General features: G+C 43.7%; 16 protein-coding genes. 6 read left to right on the top strand and 10 right to left on the bottom strand.

Annotation, left to right across the window (positions count from 1 at the left end; genetic code table 11):
* Window positions 1-53 precede the first annotated feature (53 nt).
* A complete protein-coding gene (locus GPA07_RS18190) occupies window positions 54-1,121 on the bottom strand; it encodes an iron-containing alcohol dehydrogenase family protein (protein WP_008358203.1) in 1,068 nt (355 codons plus the stop codon).
* A 197-nt stretch (window positions 1,122-1,318) separates the two neighbouring features.
* On the opposite strand from GPA07_RS18190, the gene trhO reads away from it, so the two are divergent.
* Window positions 1,319-2,281 carry an oxygen-dependent tRNA uridine(34) hydroxylase TrhO gene (trhO, locus tag GPA07_RS18185; protein ID WP_157293114.1) on the top strand — a complete coding sequence of 321 codons (963 nt, stop codon included), beginning with the start codon at window positions 1,319-1,321 and terminating at the stop codon, window positions 2,279-2,281.
* Window positions 2,282-2,631: 350 nt separating this feature from the next.
* The gene (locus tag GPA07_RS18180; RefSeq protein WP_157293113.1) at window positions 2,632-4,251 is read left to right on the top strand and encodes a glutamate/serine transporter AimA; all 1,620 of its coding nucleotides are present in this window, start codon (window positions 2,632-2,634) and stop codon (window positions 4,249-4,251) included.
* Between the two features lie 37 nt (window positions 4,252-4,288).
* Here the strand turns inward: GPA07_RS18180 and GPA07_RS18175 are convergent, their stop codons facing one another.
* Window positions 4,289-4,489 carry a hypothetical protein gene (locus GPA07_RS18175; protein ID WP_008358206.1) on the bottom strand — a complete coding sequence of 67 codons (201 nt, stop codon included), beginning with the start codon at window positions 4,487-4,489 and terminating at the stop codon, window positions 4,289-4,291.
* A 382-nt stretch (window positions 4,490-4,871) separates the two neighbouring features.
* Here GPA07_RS18175 and GPA07_RS18170 point away from each other — a divergent pair, with 382 nt between their 5' ends.
* Together GPA07_RS18170 and arr are read left to right on the top strand one after the other, a co-directional pair.
* Entirely contained in the window at window positions 4,872-5,054 is a 183-nt protein-coding gene (locus tag GPA07_RS18170; RefSeq protein WP_232532080.1) for a hypothetical protein, read from the top strand.
* 135 nt (window positions 5,055-5,189) lie between these two features.
* Complete coding sequence (gene arr, locus GPA07_RS18165) at window positions 5,190-5,606, top strand: NAD(+)--rifampin ADP-ribosyltransferase (protein WP_157293111.1); 417 nt, start codon at window positions 5,190-5,192, stop codon at window positions 5,604-5,606.
* Between the two features lie 105 nt (window positions 5,607-5,711).
* Here arr and GPA07_RS18160 read toward each other — a convergent pair whose 3' ends face one another.
* The 6 genes from GPA07_RS18160 to GPA07_RS18135 are packed head-to-tail and all read right to left on the bottom strand — an operon-like array spanning window position 5,712 to window position 13,201.
* Window positions 5,712-7,631 (bottom strand): BglG family transcription antiterminator, encoded by a 1,920-nt coding sequence (locus GPA07_RS18160; protein WP_157293110.1) that lies wholly within the window; start codon window positions 7,629-7,631, stop codon window positions 5,712-5,714.
* On the bottom strand, window positions 7,628-8,512 hold the full coding sequence (locus GPA07_RS18155) for an ROK family protein (RefSeq protein WP_157293109.1): 885 nt from the start codon (window positions 8,510-8,512) through the stop codon (window positions 7,628-7,630). The genes GPA07_RS18160 and GPA07_RS18155 overlap by 4 nt, the downstream gene beginning before the upstream one ends.
* A gap of 57 nt (window positions 8,513-8,569) precedes the next feature.
* Window positions 8,570-11,233 (bottom strand): mannosylglycerate hydrolase, encoded by a 2,664-nt coding sequence (gene mngB, locus GPA07_RS18150; RefSeq protein ID WP_157293108.1) that lies wholly within the window; start codon window positions 11,231-11,233, stop codon window positions 8,570-8,572.
* A 28-nt stretch (window positions 11,234-11,261) separates the two neighbouring features.
* Window positions 11,262-12,380 (bottom strand): PTS fructose transporter subunit IIC, encoded by a 1,119-nt coding sequence (locus GPA07_RS18145; protein ID WP_017358746.1) that lies wholly within the window; start codon window positions 12,378-12,380, stop codon window positions 11,262-11,264.
* A gap of 36 nt (window positions 12,381-12,416) precedes the next feature.
* Window positions 12,417-12,746 (bottom strand): PTS fructose transporter subunit IIB, encoded by a 330-nt coding sequence (locus GPA07_RS18140; RefSeq protein WP_007498438.1) that lies wholly within the window; start codon window positions 12,744-12,746, stop codon window positions 12,417-12,419.
* Window positions 12,743-13,201 (bottom strand): PTS sugar transporter subunit IIA, encoded by a 459-nt coding sequence (locus tag GPA07_RS18135; protein WP_008358213.1) that lies wholly within the window; start codon window positions 13,199-13,201, stop codon window positions 12,743-12,745. Before GPA07_RS18135 ends, GPA07_RS18140 begins: the two co-directional genes overlap by 4 nt.
* A 242-nt stretch (window positions 13,202-13,443) precedes the next feature.
* Between GPA07_RS18135 and GPA07_RS18130 the strand changes: the two genes are divergently transcribed.
* Window positions 13,444-16,110 (top strand): S8 family peptidase, encoded by a 2,667-nt coding sequence (locus GPA07_RS18130; RefSeq protein ID WP_157293107.1) that lies wholly within the window; start codon window positions 13,444-13,446, stop codon window positions 16,108-16,110.
* Between the two features lie 108 nt (window positions 16,111-16,218).
* On the top strand, window positions 16,219-16,701 hold the full coding sequence (locus GPA07_RS18125; RefSeq protein WP_008358215.1) for an Ig-like domain-containing protein: 483 nt from the start codon (window positions 16,219-16,221) through the stop codon (window positions 16,699-16,701).
* An 82-nt stretch (window positions 16,702-16,783) separates the two neighbouring features.
* On the opposite strand, the gene mmuP is transcribed toward GPA07_RS18125, so the two are convergent.
* A complete protein-coding gene (gene mmuP, locus GPA07_RS18120; RefSeq protein ID WP_008358216.1) occupies window positions 16,784-18,187 on the bottom strand; it encodes an S-methylmethionine permease in 1,404 nt (467 codons plus the stop codon).
* Window positions 18,188-18,233: 46 nt separating this feature from the next.
* A complete protein-coding gene (gene mmuM, locus GPA07_RS18115; protein WP_008358217.1) occupies window positions 18,234-19,172 on the bottom strand; it encodes a homocysteine S-methyltransferase in 939 nt (312 codons plus the stop codon).
* Window positions 19,173-19,386 lie beyond the last annotated feature (214 nt).

The raw sequence follows: 19,386 nt of genomic DNA, 5'->3' as shown, positions 1-19,386 counted from the left end.
ATTTGTCTCATCTTAGGGGGTCAGTCCCGATCCCTGTGCTTTTTTATTTTGGACTAATACGTTTCAACGGCTTGAATGGCGTCGACAATTTGTTCTTTGGAATAGTTTCCAATCAAACAAAAGGTTTCGTCTGCACGTGCAGCATGGCTTGCCACTGTATATGCTGCTTCTTCCAGTTGAGTTTTAATGCCAAGCTCGCGCATATTCTTAGGCAATCCGAGTGTTTGATAAAGCTGAAGTAGTTCCTCTACCTCGGCCATTCGTTTTTCTGCCGCAAGCTGGACGAGGATACCATAGGCCACTTTCTGTCCATGTAATACATGGTGCGTTTCCTCAATAAACGTTAATCCATTATGGACGGCATGGGCGCCTGCCATTCTTCCGTAGCGCCCCCCATAGCCTCCGACCGTTCCGGCTAATGTAATAATTGTATCAGTTACATCCGCAAATGCTTGCGAATGCTGCCCTGTTTTCAAGCTGTGAACAGCTTCCTCACTATGGGAAAGAAGAATGTCTCGAACGGACACCGATTGCTTTAATGCAGCATGCACCATGAGCGGTAAGGACTCCTCTGTGTTTCGAATAATGGCCTCCGCTTCATACCATTTCGCCAGCGTATCTCCAATACCGCTTTGAAGGTAGGAAAGAGGAGAGGAAAGCAAAAAAGTATGATCAATGAGGGTGAGATAACTGGATCGTTTATGATAATCGACTCTCATGAAGTTCCCTTTGTCATCATAAATAACGCTGAGCGGTGTAGATGCCGCACATGTACCCGGGATGGTTGGAACCATGATCACTTCAATTTGAAGAGCATCTGCAACTGATTTGGCGGTATCTAAAATGGTGCCGCCCCCAATTCCAATGATCACATCTGCCCCTTTAATTTCGTCTGCGATTCGTGTCATCGCATTGGGTGAACTGTAGCCTTTGTGCTGGACAACAGGCCAGTGAGACGGCAGCTTTGTGTACGTTGAAAAAGCATGATAGGAATGATGTCCAGTCACGACAGCGGGCGACTGGAAGGATGGCGAAACAAGTGAATCGAGTTTATGATAAATCCCTTTTTGAGAAATAAATTGGTTTGGACCACTTCTGACGATATCCTCTGGCTGGATCATAGAGCTCTACTCCTTTACAACACAGTATAGTCCATAAATCATCTCACTTTACAGAAAGTTCTGTCAATGTTAATTAATATGAGGAGAAAGACCCTTCCGTTTTATGGAATTGAGCCGCCGACATTGCCTTTAGGTATGTATTTCCTGTATGATAAAGAATGGTATGTTTTGATTAAATTTAAGAGGTGTTTATATATATGGAAAAACAATATCGTGTATTACTTTACTATCAATATGTCCCCATTGAGGATCCAGAAACGTTTACAGCAGAGCATCTAGCATTCTGTAAGGAACTTGGTTTGTTAGGTCGTATTCTTGTTTCATCTGAAGGTATAAACGGAACCGTTTCTGGTACCATTGAGCAAACGGACAAGTACATGCAAGCATTGAAAGAAGATCCACGCTTTGCGTCCATGCCAATTAAAATTGACGAAGCAGATGGTCATGCGTTTAAGAAAATGCACGTCCGCCACCGAAATGAATTGGTGAATTTAAGTCTTGAAGATGATGTGAATCCGCTAGAATTAACGGGGAAACATCTCAGCCCAGTTGAATTTTATGAGCAAATGCAATCACCTGATACGGTCGTGATTGATGCACGTAATGATTATGAGTTTGATGTCGGTCACTTCAGAGGTGCTGTGCGCCCTGACATTGAGACATTCCGTGAATTGCCTGAGTGGATTCGTGACAACAAAGAGATTCTTGAAGGGAAAAAAATCCTGACGTATTGTACAGGCGGCGTACGCTGTGAGAAATTCTCAGGATGGTTAAAGCGTGAAGGCTTTGAAGATGTATCCCAGCTTGACGGAGGAATTGTCACGTACGGAAAAGACCCGGAAGTCCAAGGAAAGCTATGGGATGGTCAGTGTTATGTGTTTGATAACCGCTTAACCGTGCCAGTCAACCAAACAGAGCATGTAGTTGTCGGAAAAGATTTCTTCACTGGCGAACCTTGCGAGCGTTATGTGAACTGCGCGAACCCTGCATGTAACCGCAAATTGATTGCAACTGAAGAAAGTGAGCATAAATATATGCGCAGCTGCAGTCATGAATGCCGCACAAACGAGCGGAACCTATATGTAAAACAGCACAATTTATCTGAAGAAGAAGTTCAAGAAAGACTAGCTGTGATTGAAAAAGAACAAGTGGTCTCATAAGGATAAAAGGGTCTCCCTTTTATCCTTTTTTCTTTGCATGATACATGTTCAGAAGGGAAAAGGAAGACATTTCCTCTTTCCTTTTTGTTTTGTTTTTTTCAATATAAGGGTAAAGATAGTTAATCAGTCTAATAGATTGAACAGTTGAAAAGGCGCTTTCTTTTGAAATAAGCATGTTCGACTATATCAGAAAATGAAGAATTGAGAGATAATATAACAGGCGGAAAAATGAACAAAGGTAAAGGTTTAGATTAGAAAATATTTTCAGGTGGAATGAAAAATGAACTGTTATGAAAGAAAGACGCTTGCTCGACACATGTTTGGTATTTTAATTGAAAGGTGTTATGAACATGAATCATTTGCATCGTAGAATGGGAACTTTCGCTTTAATGATGGTAGGGCTTGGCTCAATCATTGGGTCAGGATGGCTTTTTGGTGCTTGGCGTGCCGCGCAAATTGCCGGCCCTGCAGCTATTTTGTCTTGGCTGATTGGGATGGTTGTCATTTTATTTATCGCATTGTCTTATAGTGAACTCGGGTCGATGTTTCCAGAGGCAGGCGGAATGGTCAAATATACGCAATATTCACACGGCTCTTTTATTGGATTTATCGCCGCTTGGGCAAACTGGATTGCGATTGTCTCAGTGATTCCTGTTGAGGCAGTGGCTTCCGTTCAATACATGAGCTCATGGCCTTGGGAGTGGGCAAAGTGGACAAGCCATTTGGTCACAAAAGGGGTTTTGACGACAGAGGGGCTTATGGTTGCTAGTGTGCTGCTGGTGATTTATTTTCTGCTCAATTATTGGACAGTTGGGTTGTTTTCAAAGGCGAATACATTCATTACGATTTTTAAAATCGTCATTCCAGGATTAACAATTGGTGCGCTCTTATTCGTAGGATTTCATAGTGAGAATTTTACTTCTGGAACAAGTATTGCGCCGAACGGCTGGGCGAGTGTGCTCACAGCTGTCGCAACATCAGGGATTGTGTTTGCTTTTAATGGCTTCCAAAGCCCGATTAATATGGCAGGAGAAGCGAAAAATCCAGGCCGTTCGATTCCAATTGCCATTGTTGGATCGATCTTCATTGCAACTGTCATCTATGTGCTGCTGCAAATCGCTTTTATTGGCGCTGTCGATCCATCAATGATTGTGAATGGCTGGGGGCATTTGAATTTCAACTCGCCATTTGCTGACCTTGCCATTGCGCTGGGGATTAACTGGCTTGTTCTGATTTTATATGCAGATGCGTTTGTGTCACCTTCTGGCACAGGGATTACGTATACGGCGACGACGTCTCGTATGATTTATGGGATGGAAAAAAACAAATACTTGCCGAGTGTGCTTGGCCGTTTGCATCCGATTTACGGCGTGCCTCGTCCAGCCATGTTTTTTAACTTAGCTGTATCGTTTATCTTTCTGTTTTTATTTAGAGGCTGGGGCGTACTCGCTGAAATTATCTCAGTAGCGACGCTGATTTCCTATCTGACAGGGCCTGTTACGGTCATGACGCTTAGAAAGACAGGGATAGATTTGTATCGTCCATTGCGAATAAAAGGACTCAGTATCATTGCACCTTTAGGCTTTGTCTTTGCATCATTGACGCTGTATTGGGCAAGATGGCCGTTAACAGGACAGGTGCTGTTCATTATTCTCATTGGTCTTCCCATCTATTTTTACTATCAAGCAAAAGCGAAGTGGAAGGGCTTTGGCCGTAACTTTAAAGCAGGTGCTTGGATGGTTGTGTATCTACTTGTGATGATGACGATTTCTTGTCTTGGCAGTGATAAATTCGGCGGCTACAATGTCATTCATTATGGCTGGGATATGGCACTCATTGCAGTTGTGGCCTTGCTATTTTATATGTGGGCACTTAAAAGTGGATTTGAAACAGAGTTTTTAGAAGATGCGAAAAAAATCAATGATGAACTGCGTGCTTCTCAAAAAGAAGCCGCATCATCCAAGGAATAAAGTATGAAGGCTGCCTGAACATTGCGGGCAGCCTGTTTTATTTTGATGAGCTATGCATGACATGTCGCTTCAGCCAAGTGGTGATGCCGTGTAGAACGGCCGCTGTGACAAGAGAGATGAACAAATATCTCCATAGTTGATCTATGCCTTGTCCACTGAGCCAAAAAACCATTCCTAGAAAAACGAGGGTAAAAATGAGCATGAATACAAAAGATGCTGACCAGAAAAAAGCTTTCATAGAAGGTCACCTCCTCGGAGTATTGTATGCAGGCTGAAGGAGGATCAGACCAGCAAGAAAAAGAGTAGAGTTTTCATGAAATCTATTGTAAAAGTCAGATGAAAACCCGTAGTGATTGGACAGTTGCGTGAAGATGAGAGCATATTTTGAGTGAAGATTGCGGGCGGAAAAAGAGCTCTTATTGGAATGAAACCCTGATTCAGCTAAATGGAGAGAATAAAATACGAAAACGCCAATCACCTTATTAGCGGGTGGTTGGCGTTTTTCTGCGTTCACTCTATTGGCAAAATCATATTGTTCAAGTTGTTCTAAAATGATAGTCTAATAATATATTGTAAAAATTAGTTAAAAATCCATTATAAGAAAGAAGGATGTTTATATGATGACGATCCTTTTTATGTTCTTCTTAGTGTTCTTTATTTTTTATGCTTTGAATTATATAGGTCAGAAATTAATTGCGGACGAATACCCAGTAAAGCATGAATTGATTGTGATTCTGTCAGCTGTTGAAGGAGTTCTTGTGTTTGTAATTGTTGGAATGAATGAGAAATTCCCTTTTTTTTAAATCGTTCATTTCCATCACAGCTTGCTCTCTACTTTCATTATACCCCGATTAAAAAACAATTTATAGACTGTTTTCCGCCCAGATCAGACCGTATACTGTGATACACAAGTCAAAAATGATAAGGGGAGTGGCCATATGAGCGATCAGAAACATGTCTTAGATCCTGGGCCGTTTTTTCATGGGACGAAAGCAGAATTGAAGATGGGGGACCTGCTTGAACCGTTGTATGTATCCAATTATCAGGATAAAAAATCGAACTATATCTATTTTACGGGAACATTAAACGCGGCCAAATGGGGTGCTGAATTGGCAAGGTCTGATTCAAAAGAGAGAATTTATATTGTAGAACCATTAGGTGCGTTTGAACATGATCCGAATGTGACGGATCAAAAATTCCCTGGAAACCCAACCCGTTCTTATCGATCAAAATCTCCTTTAAAAATAGTCGCTGAATTAGGTGTATGGGAAAGGCATTCTGATGAAGAAATCAACCATATGCGGGCCTCTTTAAAAAAGTTAAGTGAAGAAGGAAAACATGTGATATACGATTGATTCTGACGTGATGTCACCTACATGAAAGAAGACCGCCTAAACATTTATACATTGGGCGGTCTTTTGTGATCAGTATAGTGTGTGTTTACTGTAAAAGATTCACCTTTATCGAAACAACGCATTCATCAGCTCATCAAATGTGTTTGCTTTTTTCAATGAATGAATGCGGTCTGGGCTGTCCAGTAAATCGACGGCTTGCTCGAAAAATTGGTTCATGCAGGCAGCGTCATCCTTATGAATGGCTAATAAGAAAATAAGAGACACTCGATCTCCCTGCCAGTCAATCGGCTCCTTTAGTTGTGCAATGGCTACGCAGGAGGTGCCTTCATTTGTGATGAGTGGGTGCGGCATCGCAATCCCCTTGCCAAGATAGGTAGATGCCATTTGCTCACGCTCCAGCACTGAGAAGCGAAAAGAAGACGATACAAGCTGATGCGCCTCTAATCGGCTGCATAGCGTATCTAATACCTCTTCTTTGCTGGAGAGGTCCGCATTCAATAGGGTCAATCGTTCTTGAAAAAATGCCATCAGCTCCTGCGAAGGTGAGCCGTGTCCGTTTAATAAATGAATGATCTCACTCACACGCTGGACATCATGATGTTCAAAAAAAGCATTCACTTGAATGATCGGTTTCCCCTTTGGTGCGAGAGGTACGGTTGTAATAATCACATCACATGGCAAAGTCGTGCTAAAAGCGTAATCCTGATAAGAATAAAGCTCAACAATCTCAAGCTCATGCTGAAAGGCGGCCTTCAATTTAATTTCAAGCAGCCGTGCGGTCCCTAGTCCAGACCCGCACACAATAATGGCTTTCTTTTTTTGCGAGGTGTCGAGCTGACTTCTTTCAAATGAAGCAGCGATGTGTAAGGCAACATATGCCGCCTCATCTTCATTTGGCGTACGCACCAGTTTTAAAGCATTCAGACCGCTGACAGCCAAGTCAAACGGATAAGGATAAGACGCTTTGATCTCATGCAAAAGCGGATTTTGTAAAGACACGCCGTATTGAATTCGATTTAATAATGGCTTCATATGAAGCATCAAATCTTGACGCAAGATATCGTCATTAGCAAAACGATGTCCGCTTGTCCTTTCAATGTGCTGGAGAAATCGTGTCACTGCCTGCTGTACTTCCTCTGTCGTTTGGTGCTGGTCGGCCTCTTTCCACGTTTGATTCGCCAAGAGGTGCATCACTAAGTAATCTGTTTCATCCTCTGACAAGGTCACGTGAAAAGTGTCGCTCACCTGCTGAGTGATCTTTTTGGCAATTCTCGTTAACACAGGTGACCTTTGTGTGCGTGTGGTGCTGGAAGATATTCGCTGTTTTTTTCGTGTTTGCTGAATGGCAATCGCTAAATGAATCACCAAATTTTTTAGGGCAATGTCTTTAATGAGCAACGATTCTTGATATAGGTTCGTGAGCACAATGGACCGAATGGTTTCAAGTGAAATATCAGGAAAATGAAGCTGTTCCCGCTCGGTAATATTGGAAAGTGCAGGCTCTTCTTCAAGCAGTAAGTCTGCATAGCACGTTCTTTTTTGCAATTCGTCTCCCTCGACTTTTAAGCCAAATCCGGGCTTTGAGACAAGGGTCATGCCGTAACGGGCTAACAGTTCCCGTCCTTTTTTTAAATCACTGCTGACCGTCATGCGGCTGATGAACAGCTCCTCTGCCAACTGATCAATTTTTAAGTAATCTGATTGAAGCAATAGCTTTCTCATCATAAATCGTACACGCTCTTCTGGCATGATGGGTACGAGGGAGCGGGCAGGAAGTCTTTGCTGATGAAGCCAAAGTAGGAAAGCGTCTTGGTCACTTGTTAAGAGTGTATACCCCTTCCCGCGTATCGTCTTAATCATGGCCCCGGCTTGTTTTAACAGCTCGTTTGCTTCTTTGATTAAGTTGCGGATGGAGCGGGCAGATAAGCGAAAAGAGGCAGTTAGCTCCTCTAGCTTCACGAACCCTTTCGTTTCAAATAGCCGCTGAATGAGCTGATAGGTTCGAGTATCTGCCGTCATCATCATTGCGCCGCTCCTTGTGCCTGTAAGGCATCAGTTCCAAGGGCGATTGCTCCCATTAAACCAGATAATCCGTCAAAGGAAGGCTTTGTGACAATTTCATGTAATGGCTTTGGTAATTGTAAGTAGCCGCAAAGCCGCTTGTCTGCTTCTTCAAGGATAAGCGGCAGCATGGCTGGCTGTTTCATCACACCTCCGCCAAGAATGATACGTTCTGGTGAAAGGGTGAGTAATAAATTTGCGGCCATTTGCCCGAGATAGTAGGCGTGAAGTGCCCAGGCAGGATGATCCTCTGGCAGCATCTGTGCCAGTGTATGATAGCGTCCTTCTATGGCAGGACCAGATGCCAGTCCCTCTAGACAATCATGGTGGATTGGGCAGCAGCCCCCATAGGTGTCATGAGGGTGGCGCTGGACTGTGATATGACCCATTTCTGGATGAAGCAGTCCATGGATGAGACGGTTTTCAATATAGGCACCGCCGCCGATGCCAGTCCCAACGGTGATGTAGACCAAAGAAGAAGGCTTTTCTGCTTCAGCCGAAAAGCGGACTTCCCCGAGCGCAGCACAGTTGACATCAGTATCAAGCTTCATCGGGAGACCGAGCGCTTGTTTTAAGGTAGAGAGGAATGGAAATTGGCGCCAGGCTGTTTTGGGTGTGTCTAAAATCGTCCCATAGCTTGTACTCTGTTCTTTTACATCAACAGGCCCGAATGCACCAATTCCAATCGCATCGACTGGATGCGCTGTAAAGTAATCGATCACTTGCCGGCATGTTTCATCTGGATATCCTGTTGGAAAGGAAGTCTTGTGTTCAATCGTTCCATCTGTTGTTCCGTAGCCGCAGACAAATTTTGTACCGCCTGCTTCAATGCCTCCAATTCGCATGATCATTGCCCTCCATTAGAGAGGGGCGGAATCCAAATGGATCCCGCCCCTACATGTTCATTTTTTCTTTACAATGTAGGTTTGTACCTGACAAGGTGTGAGCGGTTCAATCTGTAATGATCCATGTTGTGCTTTCAGTATGTGGCCTTCAGGTGTTTCGCCTAAATTCGCTGTTTCTCCGTGTTGTAGAGATGAACTATTGATTGAAGCGGCTGTTTGACGCGTTAAATATGGATTGAAGAGACGAATGACAATGCCTGTGCCATGCTCCTCTTTTTTCAAAGCGCTTAGAATGGCTCCGTCTGTTTCAATGTCAAGCAGGCTATAAGTAGATTGTAAGTCTTCTTTTTCATCTCGGAAAGAGAAAATTAAACGACCGTTTAAAAAGTCTGCCCGTTCATAGCATTGCACTGGGGTGGTATACCGCTTGGCAAGCTGCGCTAAGTGTCCTTCGCTTACCGCTTCCTTGCTATAATGCATGCCGAAGGAGAACGATAGCGCGCCTTGAAGCTGGGCGTCAGGTGTTTCAACGATTTTTTCTCCAGACGCTCGGCCTGGACGGTAAAGTAGATTTTCTTTCCCCATTTTTCCGAAACAACGGAAGAGTGTATAAGCAATTGTTGTGTAGCCTTCGCCTGTGATTTGGTATTCTCTTACGCAGTCGGTCAACAGAGCGACCCCATATGATTCATCACGAAGGGCAACAAATGATTGCATCGGTTCAATGGTGATCGGTTTTTCTTCCCAATGCTCCTTGCTCCACCATTCAAGCTCTTGCGTCAGCTCTGTTGGACGTTCGATTGTGCCAAACTGCTGATCGCTTAGTGATACGTTTGATGCGATACCTGTATCAAAAAGTACACGCAGACGATGGTCTAATGCACGGTTATCAACATCCACATGAAAACGAATGACCGCTTCGTCTTGATTTAAAGCGACTTTTGCTGTGATCGGAAGAGAGGTCGTCACCTTTTGCTGTGAGCGTTCCTCTAAGTCATATGGAACCGTGAGATGAAGCTGGATGGTCAGTTCTTCTTGCAGCCCACTTTTAGACACGGTGATATTGGCGGATGAGATATCTTGAGATGATACATAAAGGTCCTCACGCGGTGGTGAATAGTTATAGGAATCCCCGTCGTCTCCGTTGTCTTCAAAGATCATTTGCTCAGAGAATGTTCGGCCTGTCTGTTTATCCGTGATCTCTAATGTTCCATTGTCATTTGCCGCAATGCGGTAATACGTATTTTCAATGATACGGTCATCCGTCTGCTCCCAAACGGATTCGCTTGATTCATCGAAAACCATGCTGACTTGTGTATACCCAACGGAAGGTAAGTCGACGGCTTCAATGAGTAGAACGGCTTTCCAGACTTGCTTAGGGATGTACACCTCTTTGCTTGGGTTAAGAGAAATTTGCTGTGCTAAGACATAATCAGTCACATCGGTTTTGCTTTTCACTGTGTAGTGAAGGGTGTGTCCGTTCGCGTCTTTCAGCGTAAATGGCCGTTCCGTTATAAAGGTTTCGACTTCAATGACTTCAGAGCGCTTTGAAGGCAGGGTATTAAATAAAGTGAACGTGATTTCTTGCTCTGTCTGTAATCGAATGGTGATGAGACGCATGTGTAAGTCCACAAGGTTCTCGGCGATTTCTTTTGCCTGCTTATAGCGGAAGAAGACATCTTGATTCGTCGTGTCACTATTACAGCCGCCAATGCTGTCATGCGCTGCATTTTCAAACATGAGGTACCAAATATCACGCACTGTGTCATGCGGATAATCGTGCCCGAGTGAATAGCTGATGGTTAAAATGGGCTCCATCACATTGACGAGATAGTTTTCAATTTGATTGTTTAAGATTTTTAAATCTGCTCTTGTTGAAAAAATCGATTTATGAATTCGCATATGCTTGGCATGAATGAGCTCTCCTTGTAATGTGTCAAAGGAAGTCCGCTCTTTCTTCACCGCTGCAATGTAATCTTCCAGACTGCTGATGTGATAGTGATGCTCGTCTAATTCATTGGCTTTTTCTAATAAGTCAGGCAGGTTTTTACGGATTGGCGCCTGGTCAAACCCATTTGGGAAATAGACATTGTTAGTGGTGGCTTTTGCTTGAAGCGCACCGATTTTCTCAGAAAGAAAGGCTTTTAAATCTTCATCCTTCTCAGGAATATTTCCACCGTAGTAGTAGCCGAATGGCAGATTCACAGCAAAGACTTCACTGCCGTCAGCACCGCGCCAATTAAATTCTGTATGATTCGTCATATGATCCGAAACGCCGCGCCAAAATGCCGTATCTACAATGCCAAAGCCTTGATAAATTTGAGGCATCTGTGCGGATTGACCGAAGGAATCTGGTACATAACCCACTTTCATGACATGTCCGAATTGATGACAGCGCTCTATACCATACTGCAGGTTCCGTACAATCGATTCACCTGAAATGACGAGCTGATCAGTTTGTGTATACCACGGACCGATGATGAGACGTTTGGCCGTGACGAGCTTTTTGATTCGATTCTCGTCCTTTGGACGCCATTTTAGGTAATCATCAAGCAAGGATGCCTGTGCATCGAGCATGAAGTAATGGAACCGTTCATCTGTTTCGAGGGTGTCCAATATGTCCATTACGCTTTTCATTAAGTAGATACGGGAGCGGGAGGTGGTAAAATACCATTCCCGGTCCCAGTGAGTATGTGGAATCACATGTACATTGACAGTCATTGTGTAACGACACCTTTCTTTGTTCAAATTATCCTTCTAGCACAAGGTCAAAATCATCTTCTTCTTTCTGCTTCTGATCATGTTCTGGCTTTTGGGGTTCTTTTTTCTCCGAGAAGTTCACAAGCAGGTTGGCGCCAATTCCAATAACAAGTGCGCCAGTTAGTGCGCCGATTAAATACGCCCACCAGTTTCCTACTGAGAAGAATCCGTATAGTCCGCCAATTGGCGGCATGATGTCATGGACACCTAATAAGGCAGCGACCCCGCTTCCTGCAGCACAAGCGACGACATTCAGCGGAATCAATTTCAAAGGATTGACGAGTGTAAAGGGAATGGCTCCTTCTGTAATCCCAATAATTCCCATCACAAGGCCGCCTCGTCCGGCTTCTCTGAAGGTAGGAGAGAAGTTGCGTTTTCGAATCAATGTCGCAAGCCCGTATCCAAGCGGCGGAATGACAATCGCGATATTGACGAGAATGGCAGGAAGATAGACACCTGATAGGAAGAGCGCGTTACCAGCCATCCAAGCTGATTTATTCACTGGGCCGCCAAGATCAAAGCCAATCATTGCACCTAGAATGAGAGCAAGTGCGAGTGTGCTCGTTCCATCTGCGACCATGCCTTTAATCCATTCAATTAATGCTGTGTTCAAAGCACCTAATGGCCCGCCTAGCAACACCGACATGAGAAGTCCAGTTAAGCCAACAGTAATGAGCGGTAAGATGAGCAGAGGGACGAGTCCAGCTGCGGAGCCTTGAATTTGAATTTTTCTTTTCACAAAGAGGGCGACATATCCGGCAAAGAAACCTGCAATGACGGCGCCAATAAAACCAGCATTTGTTGAGCTGGCAAGAGCTCCGCCGATAAAGCCGGCCGCAAGACCTGATTTATCCGCAATCGAATAGGCAATAAAGCCAGCGAGCAGTACGTTCATTAAGCCAATGCCTGTCCAGCCAACCTGTTCCATCAAATAGGCACCATGTAAAATGCCGCCTGCATCCTTATAGGCATTTAAATCTGACACACCAAAACCTAAACCGACTAGTTTGGCTAAACCAACGATAAGTGAAGCTCCGATGATGACCGGTAGAATATAAGAAATACCGGTCATAAGATGGCCTTCAATGACTTTTAATTTTGCTTTCATTCTGCTTTGCTCCTTTCTATATGGCATTGCTCTTGTTTATTGAGATTCAGATTTTTTCTTTTCAACTAACGCAACGGCTTTTGTGATAATTTGCTCGGCATTTTTTAAAGCGCGTCCGATTTCGACACGTACTGTGGGAATACCCGAGAAGCGTTCTGCGTCGTTAATATGCTGATTTGAGGCAATGATACAAAGGTCTGCCTGTTTGGCTTCCTCTGCTGTAATGCCATTTACCTGTCCCATAATCCCTTGCTGCTCGATTTTGATCTCGTGTCCAAGCTGTTTACCCGCATTCTCTAATGCTTTTGCTGCCATTGGCGTATGCGCTAATCCTGCTGGACATGAAGTGACACCGACAATTTTCATTGTGTAATCCCCTCTTTCAATTGTTGTTCAATGACCTCGTAATAATAGTCTGCTGTTTGACCGGGTTGAATCTTTTCGATGAAATCAGGTTCCATTAAGCTGGTGGCAATGCCAGACAGTAATTTCAGGTGTGTGACATTGGCCTCTTCTAGTGGAACGAGCAAGGTGAATAAATAGCTTGTTGGTAAATCGTCGAAGCTTCCCCAGTCAATGGGCTGTTCAAGCTCTAAAAAAAGAAGTGAAGCCGTTTGTACAGCGGAGCTTTTTGTATGAGGAATGGCAAAGCCTTGCTGAAGTCCTGTTGAGACTTCGTCTTCGCGTTTCAACAAATCTGTTAATAGCCCCGCGTGATCGTTTGTAATCTGAAGGTCTTCAGCTTTCTCAGAAATATATTGTAAAATCTCATTCTTTGATCGACCGTTTACTTGTGTAAAAACATGATCTTTTTGGAACAAGCTGATCCCTTCTCTCTTGTTTGTTAAGCGCTTACAAGTTGATTGTAATGTACTTTTCGATATGGTTAAATAGCATCATTTTCCGTTTGAAATGGCAAAAAGTTTATGAAGCGATCAGACTTGCTAACTGAATATCTCAAATCCTAGCTTAAAACGAGTTTAATTATGTCAAAAACAGATTCTACTAAATGATTTTCTGTGATATTCTTCCAAGGTATTGTAAAAAATAAGGGGGTCTTTTCATGTTCAAAAAGCAGGTCAAATCCTGTGTGGTTGTACTCATGGCTATCATTCTATGTATGGCTGCATTACCTGGGTACGAGGCATCAGCAGTTAGTAAAGGAACAAGTGTCAATGAAGCCATTGGGTTAAAAAATGGTGACGTCATTTCAGGTACATTACAGAATGAAAAAGAAGAGTCATGGTATCAAATTACGCCATCTTCACAAGAGGTGGCAAAATATACACATATGCAAATTTCTGTAAAAAGCAAACAAATGTTGTCTGTATCGGTCTATCCAAGTAAGGACAGAGCGATGAAGGATGACACTTATTCGAGATATCGCGCTGACACAGCAAGTGGAGAGACAGAGATTAACTTCCCGCATGCATGGTCAGGTCCTTACTATGTCAAAGTGCTGTATTTAGGTACGGAGGAAGACAGCCGTGATGAGGAAGAGGATGCAGCCTATACAATCGGGTATAAAGGCGCGAATCTCCCGCCATCTGAACCGATTTTCCCTGAAGAAGAAGATCCAGGGATCATCATTATTGAGAAAAAGCATGGACGTGAAATTCTTCAATCCATTCGTACGATCGAGGACAAACGATTCAATGAAACCGCCGATGGTCAGAAACTCACACGTCTGCTGCAAAAAACAAAGCCGTTTCTCAAATCTAAACTCATCAACAATCAAAAAAAGCAGCAAACGGTGTACAATCATTTGCTTACATTAAAATCATTGCTGAATGACGTAGAGAAAAATGGTGCATTCAGCGGTCATATCGTCACAGAGAAAGAGCAACAGGCGATCCGTTCCCTTTTTGATATGCTCAAAGAAGCCAGTCCGGCATATTTAAAGAAAGAATTAGACGCAGTGAGTCAAAAAATCGGTATTAATCAGCTTGAAGGAAAATCGATCGGTTATGTTCTAGAGAAGCAAAAGCTTGTTCCAGAAGAAAAGGTCAAAACGAATAAGATCATTTTTAAATTAAAAGATGGTCAAACACTGCAATCTGCAAAAAAGAAGATGAAAAGCTATGGAATTCAAGAGAACCGTGTGACATCTCAATCAGTCAGTCCTTTATTTAAAGGAATGTATGTCTATGATGTTCCAGCAGGGCAAGAGTCAGCTGGAAAAACACTAAAAGCAGGGAAAGCTGTGATCAAAAGCACTGCAAGAAAGCTGTCCAGCATGCCGAATGTTGAATTTGCAGAGCCAGTGCAAACTTATCGTGCGCTCAGCAATGACGTGCAGTATGGATACCAATGGCCTTTGAAAAACAGTGCACAAAACAGCGGGAAAAAAGGCGCTGATGTAAAGTTTGAACAAATGAATTCACTGATTGGCACTAGCAAAATGAAGCAAACGTTAATTGCTGTTGTTGATACAGGTGTCGACAGCCGTTTGTCCGATTTAAGCGGGACGGTTCGCACAGACTTAGGTGCTAACTTGATTGGACGAAATAAAGATGCAATTGATGACAATGGACATGGCACTCATGTGGCAGGCATCATTGCAGCAAAAGCCGATAACCACTATTCTATGGCAGGGCTGAATCAGCATACAGGCATCATTCCAGTCAAGGTGCTGGATGCTTATGGATACGGAGATACAGAGCATATTGCACTTGGAATTAAGCATGCAGTGGACAAAGGCGCAAAGGTCATCAACATGAGTCTTGGCGGCTACTACAGCAGGGTCATTGAATATGCGATGAACTATGCTGCACAAAGAAATGTACTAGTGGTCGTGGCAAGCGGAAATGATGGTATTCCAGAAATGGGATATCCTGCGACTTCCAAATACGCCATGGCAGTTGGCGCAAGCAACCGCATGGATATTGGCGCTGAGTTCTCAAGCTACGGCAAAGGATTAAGCATGTCAGCACCGGGGTCTGATATTCCAAGTTTAATGCCGGATGGGAATGTCTCATACCTGAGCGGGACATCCATGGCTACACCATACGTTGCAGCAGCAGCAGGATTACTGCTTTCTAAAAATCCAGCCCTGAAACCAAATCAAGTGAGAAATATTTTGCAAAATACAGCAGATAACATCTCATTTCCCTTTGTTGATGGAAATAATGACATTTTCTATGATGAAAATGACGAGCCGATTGTCGATCCGAAGATTCCGGGTATTGATTGGATGACTGGGCATGGCAGACTCAATGCTTTTGCCGCATTAAGTGCTGTTGAACTCAATGCATCTGTCAACAAAGTAGAAGATCAGCATCAAAAGGTGACAGGTAAAGCAAAAGCGGGTGCTGCCATTTCTGTGTATAGAGGCAAAACCCTGCTTGGAAAAGGCACGGCAAGCAAAAAGGGAACCTTTAGTGTGAAGATCAAGCATCAGAACAAAAACAAAGTGCTTCACATCAAGATTTCAAAAGGGAAGGCTGCTACTTCTCTCAAAACGGTCGTGAAAAAGGGCAAAGCACCAGCTAAACCGAAGGTGAGTAAAGTCACGGTGAAAAGCAAAACCATCAAAGGGACTGCGGGTGCAGGCTTGACGATCAAGGTGAAGAACAAATCAAAGAAAGTCATTCAAACGGTCAAAACCAATAGCAAAGGCGCATTTACAGCTAAAATCAAGCCGCAAAAAGCCAAAACCGTCTTGTACGTGACAGCTTCAGATGTGAGAAAAAGAGAAAGTAAAGCAGTGAAAGTTGTTGTGAAAAAATAGTGTGAGAGCTTCCCTTTTCTAAAAAAGGGGAGTTTTTTTGTTTTATACTGGAAAAATACCAATTACTGTCGATAGTAAGAAAGTAGGAAAAAAAAGGAGGATTTATCAATGAAAAAAATCATGTTTGCTTTCTTTCTATCATTACTTCTCGTCTTCCCAACCTTTGCACATGCAGAGGAAACAGAAGCAGTACCAGCATCCGTTCAAGTAACAGGTGTCACAGCAGCAGACGGTGGTATGGTCAATTACGGTTCTGGCAGTAAATATCGAGTGGGTTCATATTATCCGGCTACTTTTAAAGGAACACTAAAAGATACGAACGGAAACCTCATGGCCAATCAGCCAATCCAGCTTTATTTTGAAGCAGCAATCAAATCATTGGCTCAAACAGCGACAGGCACAACGGATGAGAATGGACAATTTTCACTGACGATTCAAGTTCCTTCTGGTGCAGGCTACCGTACATATAATAATGCAGGCTGGTCTACACATTACTACGATATCGTTCCAGTGACTTTCACTTCAAACGACATCACGCTATCTTCAAATGTGACAAGTGTATACCATTTGGCGTATACATTGCGTAACTAATATACTGGGAGAGACGACTTGGCTGAAGCCTTGTCGTTTTTTTGTTGCAAAACCCTTTTGCAGCAAAACAAAAAACCTGGTGTTATACACCAGATTCTTCTCGTTGTTTGCGAATCCAAGCCGTCACGTAATATGCAGCATAGCAAAGCGCGATGAAAGGAATGCCGCAGATGAGGGCAATCCGCTGATTTGGATCAAAGGCAATGCCGATCACAGATGCAAGGCACAGGAGGAAGGCAGCAATCGGAACCACTGGATAGAGCGGGGTTCGGAAAGATAAATCATGAAGCTGTCCGCCTTCCTGTAAAAATCTTTTGCGAAACATGAACTGGGAAGCAGCAATCCCCATCCACACCACAACAACGGCGAGTCCAGAGATGGAAACAAGGACAAGATACACCGTTTCTGGTGCGATCACACTTGATAGCAAAGAGAGGATACCGCCGATCATACTTAAAATAAGTGCATTCAAAGGAATTCCCTTTGGTGTCAATTTCGCTAGTTTCTTTGGAAGTGTCCGTTCCTCAGAAAGTGACCAGAGCATGCGGGATGAGGCGTATAGTCCTGAGTTTGCGGCAGATAAGATCGCCGTCAGAATGACAAAATTCATGAAATCCGCCGCATAAGGAATACCGATGCGGTCAAATACCACGACAAATGGACTTTTGATCACCCCTGCTTCTTCTACAGGAATTAAGCCAGCTAAGACCACGATCGTTCCGACGAAAAACAGAACAAGGCGCAGCACCGTCGTCCGAATCGCCCGAGGAATGGTCTCATCTGGATTGACGCTTTCACCCGCAGCAATCCCGATCAACTCCGTACCGGAAAAAGCAAAATTGACGGCGAGCATCGTCATGAAGATCGGTAAAAAGCCGTTTGGGAAAAGTCCGCCATCTCCAGTGAAGTTAGAAAAGAACGGAGCGGCCTCACCGCCTTTTAATGGTATCAAGCCAAACATCGCAGCTCCGCCAAGGATAATAAAGAGAATAATGGCCATGACTTTAATGCTAGAAAACCAAAATTCGGATTCTGCAAAGAACTTGACTGTAAATGCATTGAGTAAAAAGATGAGAAGCGCAAAAACACCACTCCACATCCAAACCGATGTGTCTGGGAACCAGCGCTGCATTAAAAGTCCAGCTGCTGTAAATTCAGAACCAAGTGCCACTGTCCATGTCAGCCAGTAAAGCCAAGCGACTGTATACCCCGTACCAGGCCCAATGTATTTTGTTGCATACGTATGAAACGCCCCGGTAACCGGCATTGCGACAGACAGTTCACCTAAACAGAGCATCACAAGATACACAATTAATGCCCCAACAAGATAAGCCAGAATCGTTCCCGCAGGTCCGGCCTGATGAATGGTGTATCCTGAGCTTAAAAAGAGTCCTGTACCAATCACGCCCCCTAAAGAAAGCATGAATAGGTGCCGGCTCGTCATTTTTCGTTGATATTGTTGTGACTGATCTTTTGCTTGTTCCATGTCTTCCCGCCCTTTTGCTTAGAAGTATGTGTGTTGATTCATGGTGCTACGATGTTGCCTGTTTTAAGATGTCCGTAATATCTTCTGGTGTCGTCCGGCAGCAGCCGCCGATGATTTGTGCGCCGTCTTTGTACCACTGATGCGCACATTCTCCAAACGTACGGTGGGACGTATCTCCGCTCCATACCTTTTCTTTAGGGTCATATAATTCCCCTGAGTTCGGATACACCACAATTGGTTTGCTCGTCCCTTTTTTCATCTCTTGAATGAGAGAAGAAATAAATTGAGGCGGTGTACAGTTTACGCCAACAGCAGCGATCTGCTCATATGGCTCAAGTGCTTGTACACAGTCTTTCAGCAAATCTCCCTCACTAATGTGCAGATCATCCTTTGCGCTAAACGTGATCCATGCATATACACCGCTGAATTCATCCTGAAGTAGCTTTGCGATAGCCGTTGCTTCAATCAGGCAAGGAATGGTTTCACATGCGAGAATATCTGCACCAGCCTCTACTAATGCCTGAATTCTTGGTCTGTGAAAATCAATGAGTGCCTGCTCTGACAGCCTGTAATTTCCCTTATATTCTGAACCATCAGATAAATAAGCGCCGAATGGTCCTACTGATCCAGCGACAAATGGTTTTGTGCGCCCCTCACGACGTGTTTCATCCTGCCAAAACAGTTCGCATGCTTCTTTCGCTAAAGTGACAGATCGTTTCATTAATGCAATGGCTTCTTCTTTTGTATAGCCTTTTTCAGCGAAGCCATCAATCGTCGTTTGGTAGCTGGCTGTTGTGGCACAGTCAGCACCTGCTTGGAAGTAGTCCAAGTGTACTTGCTGAATCAATTCTGGCTGTTCAATGAGGATTTTGGCTGACCATAAACTGTCGTTTAAATCACAGCCCTTTCGTTCAAGCTCCGTTGCAAGTGCACCGTCTAAAATTAAAGGTGCGTGAGCCTGTAATCGGCTTTGAATAGGGTTCATATGAATTGAACAGCCTCCTTTTTAGATCGGAAATAATGGATATGATATGAGGCAGTAGTTTAAATGACTAAAGTGTTTTTGTCAAGGAGAGGAAAAAGCATAGGAGGGCGTAAAAACCCTGAAAACATGCGGATTTCAATGCATAAACATACAGTCAAAATAATAGAACAACAAGTCATTGACAGCCTCTAAAAAGAGATATATATTATGGAAA

Origin of the sequence: Bacillus sp. ms-22, assembly GCF_009759805.1 — a bacterium.
Classification (GTDB): domain Bacteria; phylum Bacillota; class Bacilli; order Bacillales; family Bacillaceae; genus Bacillus; species Bacillus xiamenensis.
This window is presented reverse-complemented; position numbering and strand designations above follow the sequence as displayed.